We start from the raw sequence: 21436 nt of genomic DNA, 5'->3' as shown, positions 1-21436 counted from the left end.
CCTGGAGCCCCAAGGGCGGATCCCTAGAATCGTAACAAAAAATCATCTGCGAATACGAAGCCTTCCCAAATGAAACCTCGGAGCATCATGAACGACTTCTCTCCCATCAGCCGAGGCGGAAGTCGCCTCAACCCGCTGGCCTTCTTCATTGCCGTGGCCATCAGCGGTGGAGCGATGGCGGCTGACAGCCAGCCCCTGGAGCTGGATGCCACGCAGATCGAAGACAGCGCGCTGGTGCCTACCGATGAAACCGGCCAGCTAGGGTACACGGTCGAGAGCAGCCGCAGTTCAACCGGCCTCAAGCTGACGCCGCGTCAAACACCGCAGTCGGTGACCACCATCACCCGCCAGCAGATGGACGACCGCGCCATCCACACCATCGAGCAGGCGCTGGAAACCACGCCAGGCGTGACCGCAAGCAAGGCCGAGGTAGGCGGCCGCACCGACTACCGCGCCCGCGGTTATTCCATCACCAACTGGAAGGTCGATGGCCTGCAGTTCCAGGGCGGTTCCGATTTCAGCGGCGGGGGTAATGCGCTGAACATGGACCTGTACGAGCGCATCGATATCGTCCGTGGCGCCAACGGCCTGCTCGGCGGCACCGGCGACCCGTCGGCCACCGTCAACCTGATCCGCAAGGCCCCGACCAAAACCTTCGGCGGCAGCGCCTACGCCACCTACGGCAGCTGGGACAAACGCCGCCTGGGCGCCGACCTGAACCTGCCGCTGTCCGAAGACGGCCGCCTGCGTTCGCGCTTCGTGATGACCCAGCAGGACGCCAACTCGTTCCGCGACAACCAGTCCGAACGCTCCCGCGCCGCGCTGGCCAACTTCGAATTCGACCTCGACGACGCCACCACCCTGGGCGCCGGCTACCAGTACGAATACAACAAAGTCGTCGGCGGCGGCTGGGGCGCGAACATCCCGATCTGGTACGGCGACGGCAGCAAGACCGACCTGCCGCGCAGCACCAACGTAGTGCCGAGCTGGAGCTTTGGCGAATACACCACCCGCACCGCCTTCGGCTCCCTCGAACACCGCTTCGACAACGACTGGGCGCTGAACCTCAAGGCCGCGCAAAGCACCGCCGAGGCCCTCAACCACCGCGGCCTGGCCAAGGTCAACTCCGCCGGGCGCGGCAGCTTTGGCGGCTACTGGGACCAGGGCGGCAGCGGCGCCGTGCTCAACGGCCTGCACAGCTCCAGCGACACCACCCAACAGTCTGCGCAAATCGACCTGTCCGGCCCGTTCCAGTTGTTTGGCCGCACCCACCAAGCGATGGTCGGCTACAACGACAGCCGCACCGTGGCCTGGTCGCCGGAATACACCTGCAACATGGTCAGCGACAGCCAAGTCAGCGCCGCAGCGCTGGGTTGCCAGTTCCGCGCCAACAACGGCTTCCCGCTGACCGACTGGCGCAATGGCGTGGATGACGATTACGACATGCTCGCCTCGCGCACCGGCCGCCACAGCAAAACCACCACCCGCCTGCAAGGCATATACGCAGCGACCCGCCTGAGCATCACCGACCCACTGTCGGTGATCGTCGGCGTGCGTACCAGCAACTACTCGGCCATTACCCGCAGCAACGCCGGCGTGCGCACCAGCCAGGAAGAAAACGGCATCGTCACCCCCTACCTGGGGGCGATTTACGACCTCAACGACACCTACTCGCTGTACGCCAGCTATACCGACATCTTCACCCCACAAACCGCCGAGACCAGCAGCGGCAGCAAAGTCGAACCCATTCGCGGCCAAAGCTACGAAACCGGCATCAAAGGCGAGTGGTTCGATGGCCGCCTGAATGCCTCGGCCGCGTACTTCCGCACCAAGCAGGAAAACAAAGCCGTGCTGGACGGCGACCTGACCACCCCAACCGGCAACGACGCCTACAAGGCCGGTTCCGGCCAGGAAACCGACGGCATCGACCTGGAAATCGCCGGCGCACTGACCCCCAGCTGGAACGTCTACGCCGGCTACACCTACCTGCACTTCCGCCGCATCGACAGCGACGGCCGCAGCGACCCATCACACCTGTTCAAGGCCTCCACCACCTACCGCCTCTCCGGCCCACTGGACCGCCTGACGCTTGGCGCAGGGGTTACCGCGCAGAGCAACATCCGCGCGGTATCCAGCCCCGCAGGCCAGCCCACCAATGGCGTGAGCGCAGGCTCGACCGACGTCAACTGGTCGGGGTATGCGATTTGGAATGCCATGGCCAAGTACCAGCTGACGGACGAGACCAGCGTTAGCCTCAATGCCAATAACCTGTTCGACAAGCATTACTACACCCGCTACGGCTTCTATGCCGGGGCAATCTATGGCGATCCCCGCAATGTGTCGCTGACCCTCAGCACGTCATTCTGACGCCCCCCTGTAGGAGCAGCCTTGTGCTGCGAATGGGCCGCAAAGCGGCCCCTTTCCCCCCACAATCAACTGCAATGCACCCCCGGCACCTCATCAATCGGCTTATCCAACCGATCCTCAAACCTGTCCCAGTCCTCGCCGAACAACTCCACCGGATGCATGGTCCGGTCTGACCCATTGCCACAGGCCAGTGCCTTGGCTGGGCAATAGAGGTCGCAGCCCCAGCAGATGCGCTCGGGGTGGCTGGGGTGGGTGGGGAATTTTTTGGGCATGGTGTTCAGGCCTCGCAGGTGGGGGGGCTGATTTCACGCTATGCGGTTTGGTGGTTTGGGGTTTGATTGAAGTCAAGGTGGGGTTGGGTGTTGCGGTGTGGCTTTCACATTAAGGTGGTTGCAAACGCTTAGGAAGTTTATCTCGCAATATTTATAGTGGGCGAGGGTTGTGCTCTAAATGCGTAATTGGAAGTCTTTGGCGGCTCTATGGAATTAGTGTCGTCTTGTATTTTGGTGTCCGTGCTCTTATTTTTTATTGGGCTACTGGCATTTAATGGTCGGTGCTTTGCATGATTTATCGAAATAAAACGGGATCCACTGCTGGTCGCGATGACAACTATGACTATTCTAAGTGGTTTGCGGTGTAACTGCGATGAGCCAAAATTAATTTGTATTGAACGGGCTAAATTGTGTTCCATATTTTACGGCTGCGGAAGTATGAATCTCTATTGCTAAAGCCGCCAAGAATCTCGTTAAAGTAGGGTATGGCTTCGTGATTAATATGCATGCTTAAATATTGCAGCTCGGAAAGAATGTCAACCCAGTATCGAATAATCTGTAATACGTAAAGTTGCCTTTTTGGTGCGACAGCTTCAAAAACCCCTGTGCGATGGCTAGCATCTGCATAGGAGTTAATCTCAGCTCCCTGTTCCGACGTGTGCCAAACCATGCCTAGTCTGCTCATTATCTCGCCAGTGGTTTTTGAATTCTCTTGTATTGTTTGTTTTTTTCTTCTGGTGGTATGTTTATTGTATAGCTCCATGTCAACCTTAAGATACCAATCACCTGCAGGATTGGATTGTCGCCCACCCACTAAGAAGTCGAAGTTTGAATAGCGATCTCCTTTGGCGAATTTAGACAGAATCCTAATGATATTCTTATGTATCGGGCTGTCTAATAAAAGTTGGTGTTTTACTTTTAACCGTCTTTCTGTAATCAGTTTTTGCGATCTCTTATATAATTTCATGAGGTCGTGGCCTATTTTGTTTTTTAGGTGTTCTTCAGTTGGGAATTCGCCATTCGTAACAATGAAATGGTCAAGCGTGAGGCATAGTTTTCCAATGCGTTCAAGGCCTATGCTTAGGTTGCTGAACGCTTGAAAGTACATCCCCTGATTGGCGTAGTTTGCTTTGCGGATTTGCGTTGCTCCGGCCCCTAATAGTTCCTTGCAGAACATTGCTTCCTTGGAAAGTGCGTTAAATATCTCTGATGATTTCATTTTGTGAAATTGACTCGATTATGGTTATAAAGTTGTGTCGGCTGTGTTGTATAGGTGTTTTAAGTTAGCTTGGGATTATTGCGGAATTGTTAGATCGGCGGTACCTTCTCCCTAGGCATAGATGTCGGCTTGATATTGGCAACAATGCAAACAAATGCTTATACGACTGGTACCCATTGACTACTTATCTACAGTAGCGGGGCTGATAAATGTGCAATGACCGCTTTCTAGGCACTGATAAATGATTATTCAGACGTAGAGAGATTGTTAAGCACAAGCCACAATTTTCTTCCGACATCTAGGAGTAGCAAAGTTGCGAATGAAAAGGTAGCTAGCGAGATCAGTGCTGGCCAAGGGAAGAAAAGTTTAGTCATCAGCGCTCCTAAGCTTGCAATCATCGCCATAGCATATGCCGAAGAGCTGAAAAACAATGTTCTCAGTAAGTTGTCATAGTGGCCACTTTTTTTGAGCTCCTTTATGAATTTATTGCTGGATATGGAGGCTATAATTGATATGGCTGCGATTAAAAATCCAAGCATTGTCGCCGCAATCTGAGCAAATATTCCTGCGGCAACTCTGCTGTCAGGTTCTCCAAGGCTGACAAAGAACTTGAACTTTAAAGCTGTAAAGAATATCGCAAAGGTAATGGCTAGGCTAATGCGTTTCCAGTATCTCATGAGGACTACCCAAAGTAGGCGTCTAGCGATGATTCAAGTTTGATCTTTTCGGCCCAAATGGCTTTGTAAATTTCATCCGCCTTTGGCTGGCCATTGATGCTTTTTACAGTGATCCGAGCTTTGACGCGGTCTGCGAAAAGATCGACAGGATCGGCTATATCGGAGAGTTTGATCTTTAACTTTCTTGTCTGAGGGGAGTCGAGTAATTTTTTTATAGGATTTTTTACGTTTGAAAAAATACCTCTACTTTGTGCTCTAATTCCTATTTTTGCTTGGAAAGAGGTTGCCCCAGTATTGGCCATGAACTCCATCGCCTGTTGTGTCCATGCGTCATCCGGGTCCGGTGTATATTTGGTTGAGCGAGGTTTGGCTACTCTGAATTCAACCTGCTTTATCAGCTTCCCGTTCAGCAAGTCATCTAAAGATTCTTCGGTTAATATATCGTTGAACGCGACTATTCGGTCGTGGCCGGCAACTGCAGACAGGTATCGAGCGAGAGCTGAAATGCTGCCGCCTTCTAAAGACTGTTGGAATGCAAGAACTTCGTAGTTGGGATGTATGAAAAGAGAAAAATAGATCTTCTCGATTATGTTGTGGCCGTCTTCTAGTATTATTTCTTTTTCGTCCAAGCTCGCTTTTGATCCCGATACGGGAATGTCCGGTCTGAATCTTACGAAACAGCCACGGATTTCACGGTTGTTGTCATGCGCGGAAAGGCCTCTAACTTGGTAATCGGAGTTGTTTTCAACTAGATGACGAGCCGATAGCGGTGCCCCCTTTTTTATTATAGCCTCAAGCAATTTTGAGAACTTGATTTCTTTGGAGCCTTGGAATAGTTTGGCTTCATAAAATCGAATTAGAAATCTACTTGTTGTTTCGATCGCCTTACGTGGGCTTGGGCTGGGTACTGCTGCATTCATCAGATGTTCCCTATCTGTCGCTTCGATTAATTGTGATATGTGTGACCATACCCAAGCTGATGGCCATTTGTCACTACTGCCGTGGAGATGGTCTGTGAAAGCAGGAAAAATTCCGGCTTTAGACTTCATTCAGATGGCACGTCAGCGCTAGCCGCAAGGCTACGATCGTTGTTGCTCCTCCGGGCACCCACCGGTGCCATCTTGATTACCTCATTTCTACCTCGCCCCACGTCATCCGCCAAGAATGCTGAGTGTTATCAGAGATCAAGCCCCCTGCGACCTGTGGGGAATGTCCTCTTGGCGGGACTGGCGGCTCTTTACGTCCGGGAGCGAGGGCATCTCATGATCTGGCCTCCTGAGCACCGTTGCCGGTGGGCGGGTGGCGGCTGCATTAGCTGACAAGACCAGTGCCGCGAGATCCTGAGCCAGGTGCAGCAGCTATGCGATGACCGGGGCATCCCTGACTGTCAGTCAGGTGCAGTCCATTCCCTGGTCTGCGGCACCATCATCTACATGGCTGTTGCTTGTGACCTCGGCGTTTGTCACGCCGGTAGTCACGGGGGGGATTGCAGCAAAGCGTTGTGCGATCAGGGTTACAGCATTGGTAGGAGTGCCCGTTTCTATTCAGGAGAAAGAGCTGGAACAGTTGGCGCAGTTTTCGGTAAAGCGGATAGGTTGCTGGAGGACAGCGCGTTTGGTGATGACCGCGATTATGCGCAGAGTAGCAATGTCAGCCATTGCATTCGGCGTGATATTGGGAGCCTCTGGATATCAGTCATAGAGGGTTATCGCGCAGAGCATATCTCTCCCGTAGCGAGTCCCGTTGGCGAGCCCACCAATGGCGTGGGCGAGGGGGTTACCGACGTCAGCTGGTCTGGGTAGCCGTTCTGGAATGCCAGCAATCTGTTTGATAGGCATTACTACGCTGGGTACGGGTTCGATGCGGGGCCGACCTTTTGGGCGCTGGGGAAATCTCTGGTTGGCGGTGAGAACGGTGTTTTGGCGGAGGCACTTGGGGCTGCTGTGCAGCCCATCGCAGGCAAGCCAGCTCCTACACGGGGCGTGCAGTTTTCAAGGGGATGGGTGGCCTTTGGATATGGGGTAGCTCAGATTACTGAAGCTGATGCGTATCCAGTGCGCTGCAAGGTGGCAATCCCGTGAAGGGCCAATCGGGCTGCCCTGAGTGGCTAGGGGGTGTCGCAGCGGCCACACAAACAAAAAAGGCCCACCTTTCGGTGAGCCTTTTTTGATACTGCGTATGGTGCCGGCACCAGGAATCGAACCCGGGACCTACTGATTACAAGTCAGTTGCTCTACCATCTGAGCTATACCGGCAATGGGGCGTCATTATAACGATCGTTTGGCGCCTGTAAACCACTTCCTTGCGATTGTTTGCAAATGAGCTAAGTCACCGGCTTAAAAGGAGATTTTTCCTACCAGCCGCGGTGGATCGTGTTGACGCTTGGCTCGGTTTTGCCGGGGTTGAAAAACAGCTTGTCGTTGTCGCAGCCGCGCTTGCGGCACGGGGTGTCGGCGCGCAGGGGGAGGCCTCGGTCGCCGCCCAGTTGCATGGCGGGGGTGTCCCAGCCCAAATTGCTGGAAGGTTGGCTTGGGGTGCCGCCGGCACACGCGGTCAGGGCCATGGCGAGGGTCAACAGGGCAAGGGGCTTGGCTTGGGTCACGATAAGGGTCCGTTGTTCCATTGTCGGCTCTGGCGCAACGCCAGAAGGTCGCAGGGCTGGCGGTCAGCGTGCGACGTGTCTTTTTAATGATTTGGGGGGCGGATGATACACCCTGGAAGGGGAGGCGGTGCGTGACCTGTAAGGCATTTCTGAACCTGAAACCAAATGCTTCGGGGTTGGCCTGCTTCGGACCTATCCTACGCGCGCTGCCGAAGTATCGCTGTTGTCGGGGAAGTGCCTCACGGATACCGTTTTCGGGTCGTTTCGGCGACCGGGTGTGAGAACCCGATTATGAATGAGTGCTACCTCGTAATGGTGGCTGTACGCGGGCAGGCTTCGGTCTGGCCGGGCTTCCTTATTCACTCGGTTTCTCACCCCGCGTACGGCTGCCACCTAAATCCGTGAGAAAGATTCAGTGGCAGTACCTTAATTGAATAAGGACTTACGCCATGATCAAGATCGTCCCCGATCCACCCCATCCCCACATAGAGATCACGACCGCAGGCCTGGAAACCTTCCTCGAAGTCGGCAACCCACCGGTTAACCTGCTGCGCGTACAACCCGGCATCCCCATCGACGACGCCTACGAGCAGGTCTCGATCCTGCTCGGCTATATCAAGCACCTGCTCAGGGAGGGCGATATGGAAGACGACCATAAGCAGTTGGGCGCAGCCGATTACCTGGCGGCGCTGGCCAAGGCGTTGATGAACGATATCGAGCTGGCCAAGAACAAAAAGCGTTGACGCATCGGGCCGCTTTGTGGCCCCTGCAGAAAGCACAACAAAAGTTTATGCACAAGTAGCATTGCCAACTTGCGCGAAAGGCATGCCGAACCCATACGCCGCTGGTCTTTGCGCAAATGCCTGTTTTTGCGGGCCTTGAACTGCCTGCAGGAATAAGCCAAACGCTTGAAATAGCGCTTGGATCCAACCATTCATCAAAAGCTTGTGCACAGACTTATCCACAGGTTGTGCTGCGGCTAACGGTCGCGTTCCGCGAGGATGAGCAGGTTGCGCGGCGTGAGTGGATAGTCGCAGAACAAGCCAAGGCGCACGGCATAGCCTTGTTCTTCCATGAACAGGGCGCGGTCGAGTACCAGCCACAGTTCCAGGGGGCGGCGGAACAGGTTGCGCACCCGTTCGAGGTTGCGGACTTCGGCCAGGCGCTGCCAGCCGGCGGCCTCAAGGGCAGCCCAGTCTGGCGTGCCGCTTAGCGGGAGTTGCTTGAGTGCGGCCAGGTCGCGGCAATACGCCTCGAAGGGCTTGTCCAACCAGGCCACCGGCAGCGACGGGGTGGGCAGGTAATCATCACACTGGCGCTGTTGGCGTTGCAGCAGGTCGAAGCCCAGGCGACGGGCCATCGAGGTGTCGCGCTGGCGGCGCACGCGGGCGCCGGCGGTGACGGTTTCACTCAGTGGTAGGCCGAGGTCGTCCAGCGAAAGCTGTAGGCTGGAGGCCTGCGCGGCTGTGGATAACGGCTGGTAGTGCTGCGCTTCGATGCGGTTGTAGCAGCAGGGGGCCACCGCGACTTGGCGGCAGCCTTGCTGGCTGGCAAGGCGCAGCAGGCGTACGTGCAGGTCGCCGCAGGCGTGCAGGGCCACCACGGTTTTGTCGCTGTCGAGGTGGCGGGCGCTGTCGGCGGCCATTACGTCTTGATGCACATGGCGCGCGGGTAGGTGGTGGTGGTCACTCAGGGCTTGGCCGGCGGCGACGAGCTCGGCGTCGTATTCCAGGCAGGTCAGCTGCTGGCCGGGCTGCAGCAGGCGGCGGCCGAGGTGGCCTTTGCCGGAGCACCAGTCCAGCCAGTGCTGGGGTTGCTCGTTGAAGGCCAGGCGGCGGGTGAAGGCTTCGATCTGCTGCCACTTGCGGCCGGGTACGCCGACGTCGAGGCGGTGGGCGGCGGGCGGCAGGACGGCGTCGGGCAGTGTATCCAGGGCGCTGAGGTGGTGGGCTTGCCGGGCCAGTTGTGGGAAGGGCGCGGGCAGGGTGGTTGGGGCGGGCTCGGCGTCGGCATCGGCCAGGGGGGATTGGCGCAGGTGGGCGGCGAGCGTTGGGTGTTGGGTTTCCCATTCCAGGCGCAGGGCGGTGAATGGCCTGGGTTTCCACAGGTGCTGGTGCTCGGTCAGGAACTGGTCTAGGGCCTGGAAGCGGTCGCTCAGCGGGTGGCTGTGGAGGATGGGCAGTGGGGTCATGGTTGTGGTCGGCAGGGTTGGGGCTGCTTTGCAGCCCTTCGCGGGCAAGCCCGCTCCTACAGGGGGCACAAGGTTTGAGCCCTGTGGCATTCCTGTGGGAGCGGGCTTGCCCGCGAAGAGGCCAGTAAGGTTTAGCGCCCTTGGCAGGCGTCTACCCGCAACCAGCGCTCCAGCAGTTTGAAGCCTTGCACCAGCACAAACGAGATCAGCAGGTAGAACAACCCGGCAGCAAAGAAGATCTCCACCGGCAGGTAGGTGCGGGCGATGATGGTACGCGCCATGCCGGTCAGTTCCAGCAGGGTGACGGTACTGGCCAGGGCGCTGGCCTTGAGCATCAGGATCACTTCGTTGCTGTAGGCCGGCAGGCCGATCCGGGCGGCGCGCGGCAGCATGATGTAGAACAGGGTCTTGCCCCGCGACATGCCCAACGCCCGTGCGGCTTCGATCTCACCTTTGGGGATCGACTGCAACGCGCCGCGTAGGATCTCGGCGATGTAGGCGGCGGTGTGCAGGGTCATGGTCAGCACGGTGCACCAGAACGGATCGCGCAGGTAAGGCCACAACGAACTGTTGCGCACGGCGTCGAACTGGGCCAGGCCGTAATAGACCAGGAACAGCTGCACCAGCAGCGGGGTACCGCGGAAGAAGAAGATGTAGCTGAACGGCAGGGCGCGCACGTACCAGTGGCGGGACGAGCGGGCGATGCCCAGCGGGATGGCCAGGATCAGCCCGGCAACCACCGCGATGGCCACCAGCTCCAGGGTCAGGGTCGCGCCCTGCGCCAGGCGTGGCAGCCATTTGATGATGACTTCCCAATTCATGATTCAGCCCTCGCAAAGCCGCGAGCGGCGCGTTTTTCCATGAAGTGCATGCTGGTCATGGCGATGACGGTCAAGCCCAGGTAGATGCAGGCCGCGACCATGTAGAAGGTGAACGGCTCTTTGGTCATGGTCACGCCGATCTGCGCGTGGCGCATGATTTCTTCCAGGCCGATGACCGACACCAGCGCGGTGTCTTTCATCAGGATCATGAACAGGTTGCCCAGGCCAGGCAGTGCAATGCGCCACATCTGCGGCAGGATGATTCGCGACAGAATGCGCGCCTTGGACAGGCCCAGTGCCAGGCCGGCTTCGCGGTGGCCCTTGGGGATTGCCAGGATGGCGCCACGGAACACTTCGGTGGCGTAGGCGCCGAAGCACAGGCCGAGGGCGATGACGCCGGCGGCGAAGGCACTGAGCTCAAGGCCGGGCATATTGAGCGCCTCGCCGAGGCTGTTCATCATGCCGACGGTGCCGAAATAAATAAGCAGGACCCAAAGCAGTTCGGGCACGCCGCGAACCAAGGTCGAGTAGAAGCCGCCAAGCCATTGCAGTGGCTTGACCGGGGACGTTTTGGCGAGGGCACCGAGCAGGCCCAGGATCAGCCCCAGCAGCAAGGCGCAGAGCGCCAGTTTTACGGTCATCAAGGTGCCAGCCGCAAGGGCCGGACCGAATCCGTGCAGGTCGATAGTCATGGGTAGGGTCGTTCTAGGGACCAGCACGCCCAAGGGCGTGCCGGTCGGGGCGAATCAATAGATGCTGAACGGGAAGTACTTGTCGTTGATCTTTTTGTAGGTGCCGTCGGCGACAATTTCCTTGAGTGCGGCATTGAGCTTGTTGCGCAGCTCATCGTCGCCTTTGCGTACGGCAATGCCGACCTTGTCGCTGTCGTTCACCGGTTCGCCTTTGAACTCGAAGTTTTTGCCGGCAGCGGACTTCAGCCAGTCGTAGTTGGCGTACTTGTCAGCGAGGATGGCGTCGAGGCGGCCGGAGGTCAGGTCCAGGTAGGCGTTTTCCTGGCCATCGTACAGGTTGACCTTGAACTCGCCGTCCATGCCGCCGTTGTCATCCAGCCAGGTCGCTGCCTGGGTGGCGCGCTGGGTACCGATGGTCTTGCCTTTGAGCGAGGCGCGGTCGGTTTTGAAGTCGACGTTTTTCGGCGCGATGAACTGCTGCTTGTTCGAGTAGTACGGGTCGGTGAAGTCGACGGCCTGCTTGCGCTCATCGGTGATCGACAGCGACGAGATCAGGAAGTCGAACTTCTTGGCGTTCAACGCCGGGATGATGCCGTCCCAGTCAGAGGTGACCACTTCGCATTCGACTTTCATCTTGGCGCACAGTGCGTCGCCGATGTCTTTGTCAAAGCCGACCACTTGGCCGCTGGCATCCTTGTTGTTGAACGGCGGGTAGGCCGCCTCAATGCCCATTTTGAGTTTTTCGGCTGCCATGGCATTTGCCGAGAACACCAGGGTGGCGGCAGCGGCCAGGAGGAATTTCTTATAGGTCTGCATTCGTGTTGCTCCGTTAGCGGTGGCTGGACATGAATTGCTTGCAACGCGCCGAGGTCGGGTTCTCGAAGACCTGCTGCGGCGATCCTTGCTCTTCAACCAGGCCCTGGTGCAGGAAGACGACTTCACTGGACACATGGCGGGCAAAGTTCATCTCGTGCGTGACCAGCAGCATGGTACGGCCTTCTTCGGCCAATGCGCGGATAACGTTTAGCACTTCCTGGACCATTTCCGGATCGAGCGCCGAAGTTGGCTCGTCGAACAGGATGACCTTGGGTTTCATGGCCAGGGTACGGGCAATGGCGGCACGTTGTTGCTGGCCACCGGAAAGTTGCGCGGGGTAGCTGTGGCGCTTGTCGAAAATGCCGACCTTGTTCAGCAAGGCTTCTGCGGCTTCGATGGCTTCGGCCTTGCTTTGGCCGAGCACGCGGCGCGGTGCCTCGATGATGTTGTCGAGGATCGACATGTGCGGCCACAGGTTGAAGTTCTGGAAGACAAAGCCGATCTCGCTGCGCAGGCGGTTGATCTGGCGGTTGTCGGCAGCGACCAGGTCGCCGTTTTTGGCGGCCTTGAGCTTGAGTGATTCACCGGCCACCAGGATTTCGCCCTGGTGCGGGTTTTCGAGCAGGTTGATGCAGCGCAGCAAGGTGGACTTGCCGGAACCGGACGACCCCAGGATGGAGATCACGTCACCGTCGCGTGCGGTCAGCGAAATGCCCTTGAGAATTTCCTGCTCGCCGTAGCGTTTGTGCAGATTGCGGATTTCCAGCGCGGGCGTGGCCTGAGCCATGTGCGGTCCTCATGTGTTCGGGTGCGTTCCCAGCTGTTGGCGGCCTTCCTGGCGTGCGCCAAGCTAGCATAGCGGCATTATGGCGGCCAACAGGGTCGCTAGGGGCTCGGGTCGCTGTCGGGGCAGATTGTCGCATCGCTGCAGTGCAACGTCGCGAGGATGACCGCGAAGGTCTAGCCCAACACCAGAGCCTTGATGAAAAAAGGCGCGATGGTGCCAGCTTTGGCCCGCGCTTGGAAGCGGTTTTGGACCATTCGCGGGTAATCCCCCTCTAGGCCATTGCTGACGCTTGCCAGGCAGGGTTGTACCTGCCGGTTGTACTTTTCTGCATTGCAGCGGTGCATAGGTGTTACCTGGGAGCACCTTTGGTGCATTTGTAAGTGGGTATTTCAGTAATCCGGACCTTGCACGGCGATTTGGCGGCCTTTCGGTCAAGGCATGGCCGAAAGCCCTGCAAGCCGCGTCCTTTACGGTTGCCAGATTTTTCTGACGAATGCATTCAGCCGATGGCTCACTTATTGCCAGTAGGAAACCGCCGATTGCAGCGACGCCTAACTAACCCCAGGCGCGCTTCGTTCCCGTAGTCGGAGTGGTCCACTCCTTACAAAGGTAGTTTTATGAGCGGTAACAATTCCAATGACCTCGCTCAGGGGCTCAAATCGCGGCATGTCACCATGCTGTCCATCGCTGGCGTGATTGGCGCCGGTCTGTTCGTTGGCTCCGGCCACGCCATCGCCGCCGCTGGCCCGGCCGTACTGCTGGCCTACGCCGCCGCCGGTACCTTGGTCGTACTGGTCATGCGCATGCTTGGCGAGATGGCCATTGCTTCACCTGACACCGGTTCTTTCTCTACCTATGCCGACCGCGCCATCGGGCGCTGGGCCGGCTTCACCATTGGCTGGCTGTACTGGTGGTTCTGGGTGCTGGTGATTCCGCTGGAGGCCAACGCGGCTGCGGCCATTTTGCATGCCTGGTTCCCTGCTGTTGATCTGTGGGCCTTCTCCTTGATCATCACGCTGGTGCTGACCCTGACCAACCTGTGCAGTGTGAAGAACTACGGCGAATTCGAGTTCTGGTTCGCCTTGCTCAAGGTTCTGGCGATCATTGGCTTCATCGTCGTGGGTTGCGTGGCCATGTTCGGCTTGGCGCCTGGCAGCCAGGTAAGTGGTGTCAGCCACCTGTTCGACACCCAAGGCTTCATGCCCAATGGCTTGGGCGCAGTGCTGGCCGCCATGCTGACCACCATGTTCTCGTTCATGGGTACCGAAATCGTCACCATCGCCGCCGCCGAGTCCAAAGACCCGGGCAAGCAGATCAGCCGCGCGACCAATTCGGTGATCTGGCGTATCTGCCTGTTCTACCTGGTGTCGATCTTCCTGGTCGTGGCGCTGGTGCCGTGGAACGATCCGGCCCTGGCTGAGCTGGGCTCTTACCAGACTGTGCTGAGCCGTATCGGTGTGCCGAATGCCAAGCTGATCGTCGACATCGTCGTGCTGGTCGCCGTCACCAGCTGCTTGAACTCGGCGCTGTACACCTCCTCGCGCATGCTGTTCTCCCTGGGCAAGCGTGGCGATGCCCCGGCCATGTCGCAACGCACCACCAAGGCAGGTACGCCGCATGTGGCGGTGTTGATGTCGACCGCGGCAGCGTTCCTGTGCGTGTTCGCCAACTATGTGGCGCCGGCCCAGGTGTTCGAGTTCTTGCTGGCCAGCTCCGGCGCCATTGCGCTGCTGGTGTACCTGGTGATCGCGGTGTCGCAACTGCGCATGCGCAGCCAGCGTGAAGCGCGTGGCGAGAAGATCGACTTCAAGATGTGGCTGTTCCCGGGCCTGACCTGGGCGACCATCGCCTTCATCGTTGCTGTGCTGGTGGTGATGGGGCTGCGTGAAGACCACCGCGCCGAGATCATCGCCACTGCCTTGCTGAGCATTGGTGTGGTGGCGGCCGGGCTGCTGGTGCATCGCAAGCGCGAAGCGGCTGGGCGGGTGGCGCTGGATAACTGATCTGCGCTGCTTTGAATGAAAAGGCCGCGCCCTGTGTAGGGCGCGGCCTTTTTGCATGTTACGGCCTGCTAGCGAATTCTGCCTCCCGCTGTAGGAGCAGCCTTGTGCTGCGAAGAGGCCCGTGAAAGCAGCCAATAGTTGCGGTGCATTCACCGGCCTCTTCGCAGCACAAGGCTGCTCCTACCCTAGGGTCGGTGCTGGCTTCTTTAGCCGAACTGCTTCTGCTGCTGTTGTTGCTTGGCCACAACTTCTGAGGCAGCGATATACGCCTCCTGGAACTCGTCGCTTTCCAGCCAGGCCATGGTGGTGTCTTCGTCTGCGCCATCCAGCCAGGTGCGGTAGGCATTGAACACCAGCACGATGTAGTCGGTGGCGTGCTCTTCCTTGTGTCCCTTGAGCACCAGGGCCAGCAGCGGGTCGACCAGGAACACCGAGATCATCGCGACCAGGCTGGTTTCCTGTGCCGCCTTCATCTTGTCGAACAGCTCCTTGTAGCTGTCCGACTCCATGGCTTTGTTGAACACCTGCTCGATGCTGGCGCTGTCGCCGGCGCTGGCTTTGACCGCCTGGCCACTGCGCACCATGCGGTTTTGCTTGGCCTTGCTGGCGGCGCGTTTGGCGCGTTTCTGTTGCTTGGTCGTGGTGGCCATGGGTGAATCCTTGGGTGTGCCTGAAAAAGTGCGCGTATTGAATCGCACTTGCCCGCGAAACCCAAGCGACATGCGAGGGTCTCAGGCAAGCGGCCGGATGTCCGGCATCTACTCATGAGGAATTCAGGGATGAAAACACCGATCTCGCTTTGCCTGCTGGCAGTGGCGCTGGCCGGCTGCGGCAATATTGCCGCGGTCAAATCGTTCAACACGCCTTATGGCTCACCGACTTCAGGCGATACCGCACGCTTGCGGGTGATTGCCGACGGCATGGTGCGCGCTGTGCCGGGCAAGGATTGTGTTGACTGGTACAGCCCCGGCGCCGGGGTTATCGCGGTGCCGAAGGAGGGTTTTGCCGACCGCAATGGCGAAACCCTGGGCATGCCCGCCAGCGCCCCGGTCATGCAGGGCGATGCGGTCAGCGAAGTGCTGGTGCCGGCCGGCAAGCCGTTCACCTTGCACTTTCTCGATGGTGGCCGTAGCAGCTACAACAGCGTGACCAACTGTTTGGGCATGTTCTACTTCGTGCCGCAGAAAGGCGCCGATTACGAAGTGGTCGTGCGCGGTTACAGCGCCTGTGGCGTCAAGCTGCGGCAACTGGGGGTTGAGCAACCCGTACAGACCACCAAGGCTGAATACTGTAGCGCCATGGCCAACTTCTGATTGCCGCTGTCAGTGGGCGGCGGCTGGTGCTTCATCCTCTTCGAAGTCGCGTGATGCGCGTCCCACCAGCAGCGGGTCTGGGGCGTGCGCTACGGCCAGATCCTTGCCTGGGTAATCCAGCGAGTGCAGGAAGTGCCGGATGCAGTTGATGCGCGCGCGCTTCTTGTCATCGGACTTGATCACCGTCCAGGGTGCATCGGCGGTGTCGGTATGGAAGAACATCGCTTCTTTGGCGGCGGTGTAGTCGTCCCATTTGTCCAGCGACTTGATGTCGATGGGCGACAGCTTCCAGTGCTTGAGCGGGTCGTCGCGGCGTGAGATGAAGCGCCGTAGCTGCTCTTCGCGGTTCACCGAGAACCAGTACTTGAACAGCAGGATGCCGCTGTTGCACAGCATACGTTCAAGGTCGGGTGCCTGGCGCATGAACTCCAGGTACTGCAGCGGGCTGCAGAAATCCATCACCTTCTCGACCCCGGCGCGGTTGTACCAGGAGCGGTCGAAGAAGACCATTTCGCCCGCCGTGGGCAGGTGCTGGATATAACGCTGGAAATACCACTGGCCCTTCTCCTGCTCGGAAGGCTTTTCCAGCGCCACAATCCGCGCGCCACGTGGGTTCAAGTGCTCCATGAAGCGCTTGATGGTGCCCCCTTTGCCCGCCGCGTCGCGCCCTTCGAACAGGATCACCACACGCTGGCCGGTTTCCTTCGCCCAGCTCTGCACTTTAAGCAGTTCGATCTGCAGCGCGTGCTTGGCCTTTTCGTATTCCTGGCGGTGCATGCGGGTGCGGTACGGGTAGCTGGCCGGTAGGCGTGCGCGGGTGCTGTCTTCGTTACTGCCTTTGGGCGCCCTGGCCACTTCCATGGCTGCCGGTTGCTGGCTGACCTGGGTGATGACGGGGTCGGCGACGGCTTTGATGGCGGGCTTGCGGGGGCGTGCGCGGCGGTTGGGGCTGGTTGACGTGGCGTTCGGCGTGGCGTTCGAGGTGGATGTGAGTAGCAGGGTGGCGTCGTCGCTCATGGAGGTCCTGTCGGTTCTGATGTGCTTTTCCCATGCTAGGGGCGACAGGCCTGGCGCTTATTGATGCGGGTCAATTTACCCGGATAGGTGGGCTCGGCCCCAGCCTCAGGTGGGTGGTTTCCACCTGATACTCAAAGGGCGGGCGCAATAGCCTGATCTGCCCACGCTTAGGTGGGGCTAACAGGAGACGTTCCCATGAAGCATTACTTTCACCTGGTGTTGAGCTGTGTCAGCAACGACGGCACCGGTTACAACGATTGGCTTACCCTGGCCCTGGACGAGTACAAGATCACCGAGGCGGAGTTGGCAAAGGCGGTCGCATCCGTTGATGACGCCAGGGCGCTGCTGAGCATTTCCTATCGGGGGCAGATGACCCCCGAGGAATTCGATAGCCAGGCGTAATGGCTGATTTGTGACGAGGCCCTCTGTGCATTGCTCAGAGGGCTTTTTATTTGGCGGGGTTACAGATGGCCACTGCAAAAATCGCAGGCAACAAAAAACCCGCACTAGGCGGGTTTCTTGTTGTCGCTTCGGGTAACTTTGCAACCACCAGAAGCTGAAGGTGGTGCCCAGAGACGGAGTCGAACCGCCGACACGAGGATTTTCAATCCTCTGCTCTACCGACTGAGCTATCTGGGCGACGAGGTGAATTAAATAGATTTCCAGACCGTCCGTCAACGACTTTTTGAAAAAATTTTAAATTAATTCCGTCGCTTACGTTTTTTGGGGTCATTCAGCAGGCGGAACGTAGCCTTCGGCCTGGGCGTATTCTTCGCCAGCGAAAAACTTGTCCATCTCGGCCTGGAGGAATTTGCGGTCCTCGGCATTCATCATGTTCAGGCGCTTTTCGTTGATCAGCATGGTCTGGTGCTTCTGCCAGTCGGCCCAGGCCTTCTGCGAGATGTGATCGAAGATGTCCTGGCCCTTGGCACCTGGGTAGGGCGGGCGCTCCAGGCCTGGGAGTTCTTCTTTGTACTTGCGGCACATCACGGTGCGGGTCATCGGGCATCTCCTGCAATCAGTTCGTCGGCCGCGCGTTTGAGCAACTTCTTGACCGGGGCAGCGAGGCCCAGGCGCGGCGGGGTGGCGAGGTTATACCAGAGCCAGTCGGGCTCGGCCACGTGCTGGCCGACCGGGTCGACCTTCACCAACCAGGGCTCGATCGCCAGCTGGAAGTGGCTGAAGGTGTGGGTCAGGCCGTCTAGTGCGCGGCTCTCTGCCAGGCGCAGGCCATGCTGGTAGGCGAGGTCGTCGAGCTGCTCGATGTGCTCAAGCTCCGGCAGGCTCCACAAACCACCCCACAGGCCGCTGGACGGTCGGCGGTACAGCAGGATCGCGCCTTCGTGGTTGGCCAGCAGTGGCATCAGCGTCCGGCGTTGCGGCAGCGCCTTGCGTGGCTTGGGCTCGGGGTAGCGGGTTTCTTCGCCGTGCAGGTGCGCTTCGCAGCCGCGTTGCAGCGGGCAGATTAGGCAGCTGGGCTTGCTGCGGGTACACAGCGTGGCGCCCATGTCCATCATCGCCTGGGTGTAGTGGTTGGCGCGGGTTTGCGGGGTGTAGCGCTCTGCGCTGGCCCACAGCTGGTTAGCCACCTTGGGCTCGCCGGGGTAGCCGGCCTGGGCGGTAAAGCGGGCCAGCACGCGCTTGACGTTGCCGTCCAGGATGGGCGCGCGGATGCCCATGCTGATGCTGGCGATGGCACCGGCGGTGGAGCGGCCGATGCCAGGCAGTTCGGTCAGTTGCTCGACGCTACGCGGAAACTCGCCGCCATGCTGCTCGACGACGATTTTCGCGGCCTTCTGCAGGTTGCGCGCGCGGGTGTAATAGCCCAGGCCCGTCCACAGGTGCAGCACTTCGTCCTCCGGCGCTTCGGCCAGGGCCTGCACGGTGGGCAGGGCCTGCATGAAGCGGTCGAAGTAGTTGAGCACGGTGCTGACCTGGGTCTGCTGCAACATGATTTCCGACACCCACACCCGGTACGGGTTGATGCCCTGTTGCCAGGGCAGGTCGTGTCGGCCGTGCGCGTCATACCAGTCCAGCACGGCGCTGGAGAACTGCTCGGGGCTCATCGTTTGAACAGCCCCTTGAGCGCGTCTTTGAGTTCAGGGCTCACTTTGTCTCCGAGTTTTTCGTCGAGTTTTTCATCAATCTTGTCTTTCAGGCGGTTGCCGGCCAGTTTCGCGGCGACCTTGCCTAGGCCGTCCTGGTCCAGGCGGCAGGCCTTGGCGCCAAGCTCCAGCGGGCCGCGGCAGCGCAGCGGCACTTCAACGCCGACATAGCGCTCGTTGACCTGGCAGGCCGGGTCCGGCATGGCGCGTTGGTCGCCTTCGACGACCACGCCGACGTTGTAGTCCATGCCCAACACGCGCAGGTCGAGGTCGCCGTGGCCGTTGACGGTCAGGCCTGGGATGCGGGCCTTGAGGTCTGGGTTGCTGGCCACGCCATTGCGCACCACCAGGCTGCCACGCAGTTCCTCGAAGGGCGTGTCCTTGCCGCGCGGTTCGCCGCTGAGCGTTTTACGGTTCAGGGTGGCGATGGCCTGGCACAGTTGCTGTTCAAGGTTGGCATTGACCAGCACGCCATCGTTGATGGTGAAGTTGGCGCTGCCATTGAGGGTGTCGACCAATGCCTTCTGGCTGTTGCCGGTCGCGGTCAGGTCGCTGGTCAGGGTCAACAGGCCCTTGACCGGTGGCGTTTGCTCTTTGCCCTCGGCCTTGATGAAGTGCTCCACCGGTACCCGGTTGATCTTGGTATTGACGCCAAGCTGCGGCACGGCGGGGCGCACATCGACGGTGCCCTTGGCCTCGAAGCTGCCGTTGTAGAGGCCGCCGCGCAGGGTCTGCAGGGTCACCAGGCCGCCTTGGCCGGTGGCCTTGAGCTGGGCATCCTGAATGGGCAGTTTGTCCAGGGTCAGTGCGCCGAACGTCAGGTCGGCCTGCAGGTCGAGGGCGCGCAGGCGGTCCACCGGCAGCAGCTTGTCGTCGCTCCAGGCGACCTGGGTCGGGGCGTTGGGCAGCGGGGAGCTGCTGGCACCGGCCACGGCGCTGGCCTCCTGTTGCTTGACCTCGGCTTGGCGGGCGGCCGTCGCGCCTTTGGCTTGTTCGCTCTTGGCGGGCAGGTAGCGGTCGGCGTCGAAGGTGTCGGCCTTCAGTTGCAGGCGCAGGGCCTGTTTGGCGAAATCTTCGACAGCCACGCGGCCGGTGAAGGTGCTGTCGTCCAGCTTCACGGCCAGGTCTGCCAGGGCCAGGCTGTTCGACGTGCCTTGCAGGCGGGTGACCAATTCCAGCTTGGTGAACGCGGCCGGGTCGTTCGTGGCGGGCAGCGGGCGGCCGATGCCGTCGAGGAAGGTGCGCAGGTCGAACTGGGCGATCGACAGGCCGCCGCTGAGTTGCGGTGCCTTGTCCAGGTCGCGCAGGTTCAGTTCACCCAGTGCACGCAGCTGGTTGGCCGAAATTTTCAGGCCGTTCCACGAGGCGACATTGGCTGCCAGGTCGACCAGCAGTTGGCCTTGTGCGGCGAAGGTCACGGTCTTGCCGGCAAACGGCTCGCCCGAGGTTTCGCCCGACAGGCGCATGTCTTCGAAGTTGTAGCGCTTGAGCTTGCGGTCAAAGCGCAGTTCGCCGGCAAGCTCGGTGCGGGCCTTGATGCTCGGGTGGGTGGCACTGAGGAAGGCACTCGCCTTAAGCGCAATGTTCGCGCCTTCGTGGACCGGGCCGGTGCTCAGCTGGATGCTTTCGGCGCTGTAGCTCTGGCCGTTTTTGGCATCGGTGTACTGCACGCGGGCGTTGTTCACGGTCAGGCTGTCGATGTCGAGTTTGACCGCACGCTCGCTGCCGCTGTCGGCTTGCGCTGGGGCCTGTTCGGCAGGTGCCTGGGCCGGTGTATCGGTTGGGGCGCCGTTAGGGGCGGGCAATGGCTTGCCGATGTCTTCCCAGTTGCCATGGCCATTTTCGTCGCGGGCCAGGGTCAGGTTCAGGCCTTCGACGCGCACATCGCTCATCTGCACTTGGCGGCGCAGCAGCGGCAGCACGCGTACCGACAGGCCGAGCATCTTCAGGTCGGCGAACGGCTCGCTGGGTTTGCTCAAGGTCGCGATGCTCGCGTCATGCAGCTCCAGGCCCAACCACGGGAACAGGCTCCAGCCGATGTCACCGTTGAGGGTCAGCTCGACATGAGCCTTGTCGCGCGCCAGCTGGCGAATCTCGTCTTTGTAGTCGTTGGGATCAAAGAGGTGGGTCAGGGCGAAGCCCAGCGCCACGATGATCAGCAGCAACCCGAGAAGCCCCAGTCCCAGGATTTTGCCGAACGCTTTCATGGGCGAGTCCTTGTAGTCCGATTTGAATTTCAGCGGCAGAGTATAGCGCCGCAGTGCTTATCCCTGCGTATCCGGCAAGAGATACAGGGCATTTCCCTACGAATGGATCAGATGTTGCGGCTTTCGACAGTTCTCATATCTACAGTTCCAACGGCGCATGCAGCCATTGTAGGAGCAGCCTTGTGCTGCGAAGACGGCAGAGCGAACAACCCTGAATCAAGCTGATTTTTGCCGGCCTCTTCGCAGCACAAGGCTGCTCCTACAAGAATGGGGTGAACTCGAAATACCGTTTCAGCTACAGAAAAATCCACGATATCAGATTGCTTTCATCCCACCGGGTGCTGGTA

20 protein-coding genes and 2 tRNA genes are annotated in these 21436 nt (G+C 59.3%); 5 read left to right on the top strand and 17 right to left on the bottom strand.

From position 1 onward, the window contains the following. Positions 1 to 69 precede the first annotated feature (69 nt). The gene (locus QOS90_RS17470; RefSeq protein WP_085273858.1) at positions 70 to 2367 is read left to right on the top strand and encodes a TonB-dependent siderophore receptor; all 2298 of its coding nucleotides are present in this window, start codon (positions 70 to 72) and stop codon (positions 2365 to 2367) included. A gap of 65 nt (positions 2368 to 2432) precedes the next feature. Here the strand turns inward: QOS90_RS17470 and QOS90_RS17465 are convergent, their stop codons facing one another. From QOS90_RS17465 to QOS90_RS17440, 6 genes are all read right to left on the bottom strand, one after another. Next, complete coding sequence (locus tag QOS90_RS17465) at positions 2433 to 2639, bottom strand: DUF3079 domain-containing protein (RefSeq protein WP_085273857.1); 207 nt, start codon at positions 2637 to 2639, stop codon at positions 2433 to 2435. A gap of 403 nt (positions 2640 to 3042) precedes the next feature. Further along, positions 3043 to 3858, bottom strand: a complete 816-nt coding sequence (locus QOS90_RS17460; protein ID WP_143491093.1) for a hypothetical protein — start codon at positions 3856 to 3858, stop codon at positions 3043 to 3045. Positions 3859 to 4103: 245 nt separating this feature from the next. After that, entirely contained in the window at positions 4104 to 4535 is a 432-nt protein-coding gene (locus QOS90_RS17455) for a hypothetical protein (RefSeq protein ID WP_085273855.1), read from the bottom strand. Between the two features lie 5 nt (positions 4536 to 4540). Then, on the bottom strand, positions 4541 to 5584 hold the full coding sequence (locus tag QOS90_RS17450) for a DUF6731 family protein (protein WP_143491092.1): 1044 nt from the start codon (positions 5582 to 5584) through the stop codon (positions 4541 to 4543). A gap of 1130 nt (positions 5585 to 6714) precedes the next feature. Continuing rightward, positions 6715 to 6790: transfer RNA gene (locus QOS90_RS17445), tRNA-Thr, on the bottom strand. 98 nt (positions 6791 to 6888) lie between these two features. Next, positions 6889 to 7137 carry a hypothetical protein gene (locus tag QOS90_RS17440; RefSeq protein ID WP_085273910.1) on the bottom strand — a complete coding sequence of 83 codons (249 nt, stop codon included), beginning with the start codon at positions 7135 to 7137 and terminating at the stop codon, positions 6889 to 6891. 449 nt (positions 7138 to 7586) lie between these two features. Here QOS90_RS17440 and QOS90_RS17435 point away from each other — a divergent pair, with 449 nt between their 5' ends. After that, entirely contained in the window at positions 7587 to 7880 is a 294-nt protein-coding gene (locus tag QOS90_RS17435; protein ID WP_085273853.1) for a DUF3077 domain-containing protein, read from the top strand. 236 nt (positions 7881 to 8116) lie between these two features. On the opposite strand, the gene QOS90_RS17430 is transcribed toward QOS90_RS17435, so the two are convergent. The 5 genes from QOS90_RS17430 to QOS90_RS17410 form a co-directional block, all read right to left on the bottom strand. Further along, positions 8117 to 9328, bottom strand: a complete 1212-nt coding sequence (locus QOS90_RS17430) for a methyltransferase (RefSeq protein ID WP_085273909.1) — start codon at positions 9326 to 9328, stop codon at positions 8117 to 8119. Between the two features lie 131 nt (positions 9329 to 9459). Beyond that, positions 9460 to 10149: an ABC transporter permease gene (locus QOS90_RS17425; RefSeq protein WP_027594257.1), complete on the bottom strand. Its 690-nt coding sequence runs from the start codon at positions 10147 to 10149 to the stop codon at positions 9460 to 9462. Next, positions 10146 to 10841, bottom strand: a complete 696-nt coding sequence (locus tag QOS90_RS17420) for an ABC transporter permease (protein WP_085273852.1) — start codon at positions 10839 to 10841, stop codon at positions 10146 to 10148. Before QOS90_RS17420 ends, QOS90_RS17425 begins: the two co-directional genes overlap by 4 nt. A 54-nt stretch (positions 10842 to 10895) precedes the next feature. Continuing rightward, complete coding sequence (locus tag QOS90_RS17415) at positions 10896 to 11657, bottom strand: ABC transporter substrate-binding protein (RefSeq protein WP_085273851.1); 762 nt, start codon at positions 11655 to 11657, stop codon at positions 10896 to 10898. Positions 11658 to 11670: 13 nt separating this feature from the next. Beyond that, the gene (locus tag QOS90_RS17410; RefSeq protein ID WP_085273850.1) at positions 11671 to 12444 is read right to left on the bottom strand and encodes an ABC transporter ATP-binding protein; all 774 of its coding nucleotides are present in this window, start codon (positions 12442 to 12444) and stop codon (positions 11671 to 11673) included. A gap of 617 nt (positions 12445 to 13061) precedes the next feature. Between QOS90_RS17410 and gabP the strand changes: the two genes are divergently transcribed. Continuing rightward, entirely contained in the window at positions 13062 to 14447 is a 1386-nt protein-coding gene (gene gabP / locus QOS90_RS17405) for a GABA permease (protein ID WP_027594261.1), read from the top strand. Between the two features lie 206 nt (positions 14448 to 14653). On the opposite strand, the gene QOS90_RS17400 is transcribed toward gabP, so the two are convergent. Then, positions 14654 to 15097 carry a hypothetical protein gene (locus tag QOS90_RS17400; RefSeq protein ID WP_027594262.1) on the bottom strand — a complete coding sequence of 148 codons (444 nt, stop codon included), beginning with the start codon at positions 15095 to 15097 and terminating at the stop codon, positions 14654 to 14656. A 129-nt stretch (positions 15098 to 15226) separates the two neighbouring features. Between QOS90_RS17400 and QOS90_RS17395 the strand changes: the two genes are divergently transcribed. Beyond that, the gene (locus QOS90_RS17395) at positions 15227 to 15760 is read left to right on the top strand and encodes a hypothetical protein (protein WP_027594263.1); all 534 of its coding nucleotides are present in this window, start codon (positions 15227 to 15229) and stop codon (positions 15758 to 15760) included. A gap of 9 nt (positions 15761 to 15769) precedes the next feature. Here QOS90_RS17395 and ppk2 read toward each other — a convergent pair whose 3' ends face one another. Continuing rightward, on the bottom strand, positions 15770 to 16621 hold the full coding sequence (ppk2, locus tag QOS90_RS17390) for a polyphosphate kinase 2 (RefSeq protein WP_252827369.1): 852 nt from the start codon (positions 16619 to 16621) through the stop codon (positions 15770 to 15772). A 351-nt stretch (positions 16622 to 16972) separates the two neighbouring features. Between ppk2 and QOS90_RS17385 the strand changes: the two genes are divergently transcribed. Beyond that, positions 16973 to 17179, top strand: a complete 207-nt coding sequence (locus tag QOS90_RS17385) for a hypothetical protein (RefSeq protein ID WP_085273848.1) — start codon at positions 16973 to 16975, stop codon at positions 17177 to 17179. 161 nt (positions 17180 to 17340) lie between these two features. On the opposite strand, the gene QOS90_RS17380 is transcribed toward QOS90_RS17385, so the two are convergent. From QOS90_RS17380 to QOS90_RS17365, 4 genes are all read right to left on the bottom strand, one after another. Then, positions 17341 to 17416, bottom strand: a tRNA-Phe gene (locus QOS90_RS17380). A 90-nt stretch (positions 17417 to 17506) separates the two neighbouring features. Continuing rightward, positions 17507 to 17779: an oxidative damage protection protein gene (locus QOS90_RS17375; protein ID WP_027594266.1), complete on the bottom strand. Its 273-nt coding sequence runs from the start codon at positions 17777 to 17779 to the stop codon at positions 17507 to 17509. Then, positions 17776 to 18843, bottom strand: a complete 1068-nt coding sequence (gene mutY, locus QOS90_RS17370; RefSeq protein WP_085273847.1) for an A/G-specific adenine glycosylase — start codon at positions 18841 to 18843, stop codon at positions 17776 to 17778. Before mutY ends, QOS90_RS17375 begins: the two co-directional genes overlap by 4 nt. Continuing rightward, complete coding sequence (locus QOS90_RS17365) at positions 18840 to 21089, bottom strand: AsmA family protein (RefSeq protein WP_085273846.1); 2250 nt, start codon at positions 21087 to 21089, stop codon at positions 18840 to 18842. Before QOS90_RS17365 ends, mutY begins: the two co-directional genes overlap by 4 nt. Between the last annotated feature and the right edge of the window lie 347 nt (positions 21090 to 21436).

The organism is Pseudomonas sp. LAIL14HWK12:I10, assembly GCF_900184205.1.
Taxonomy (GTDB): domain Bacteria; phylum Pseudomonadota; class Gammaproteobacteria; order Pseudomonadales; family Pseudomonadaceae; genus Aquipseudomonas; species Aquipseudomonas kermanshahensis.
Note: the sequence above shows the minus strand (reverse complement) of the source record. Positions and strands in the feature narration are given on the sequence as shown.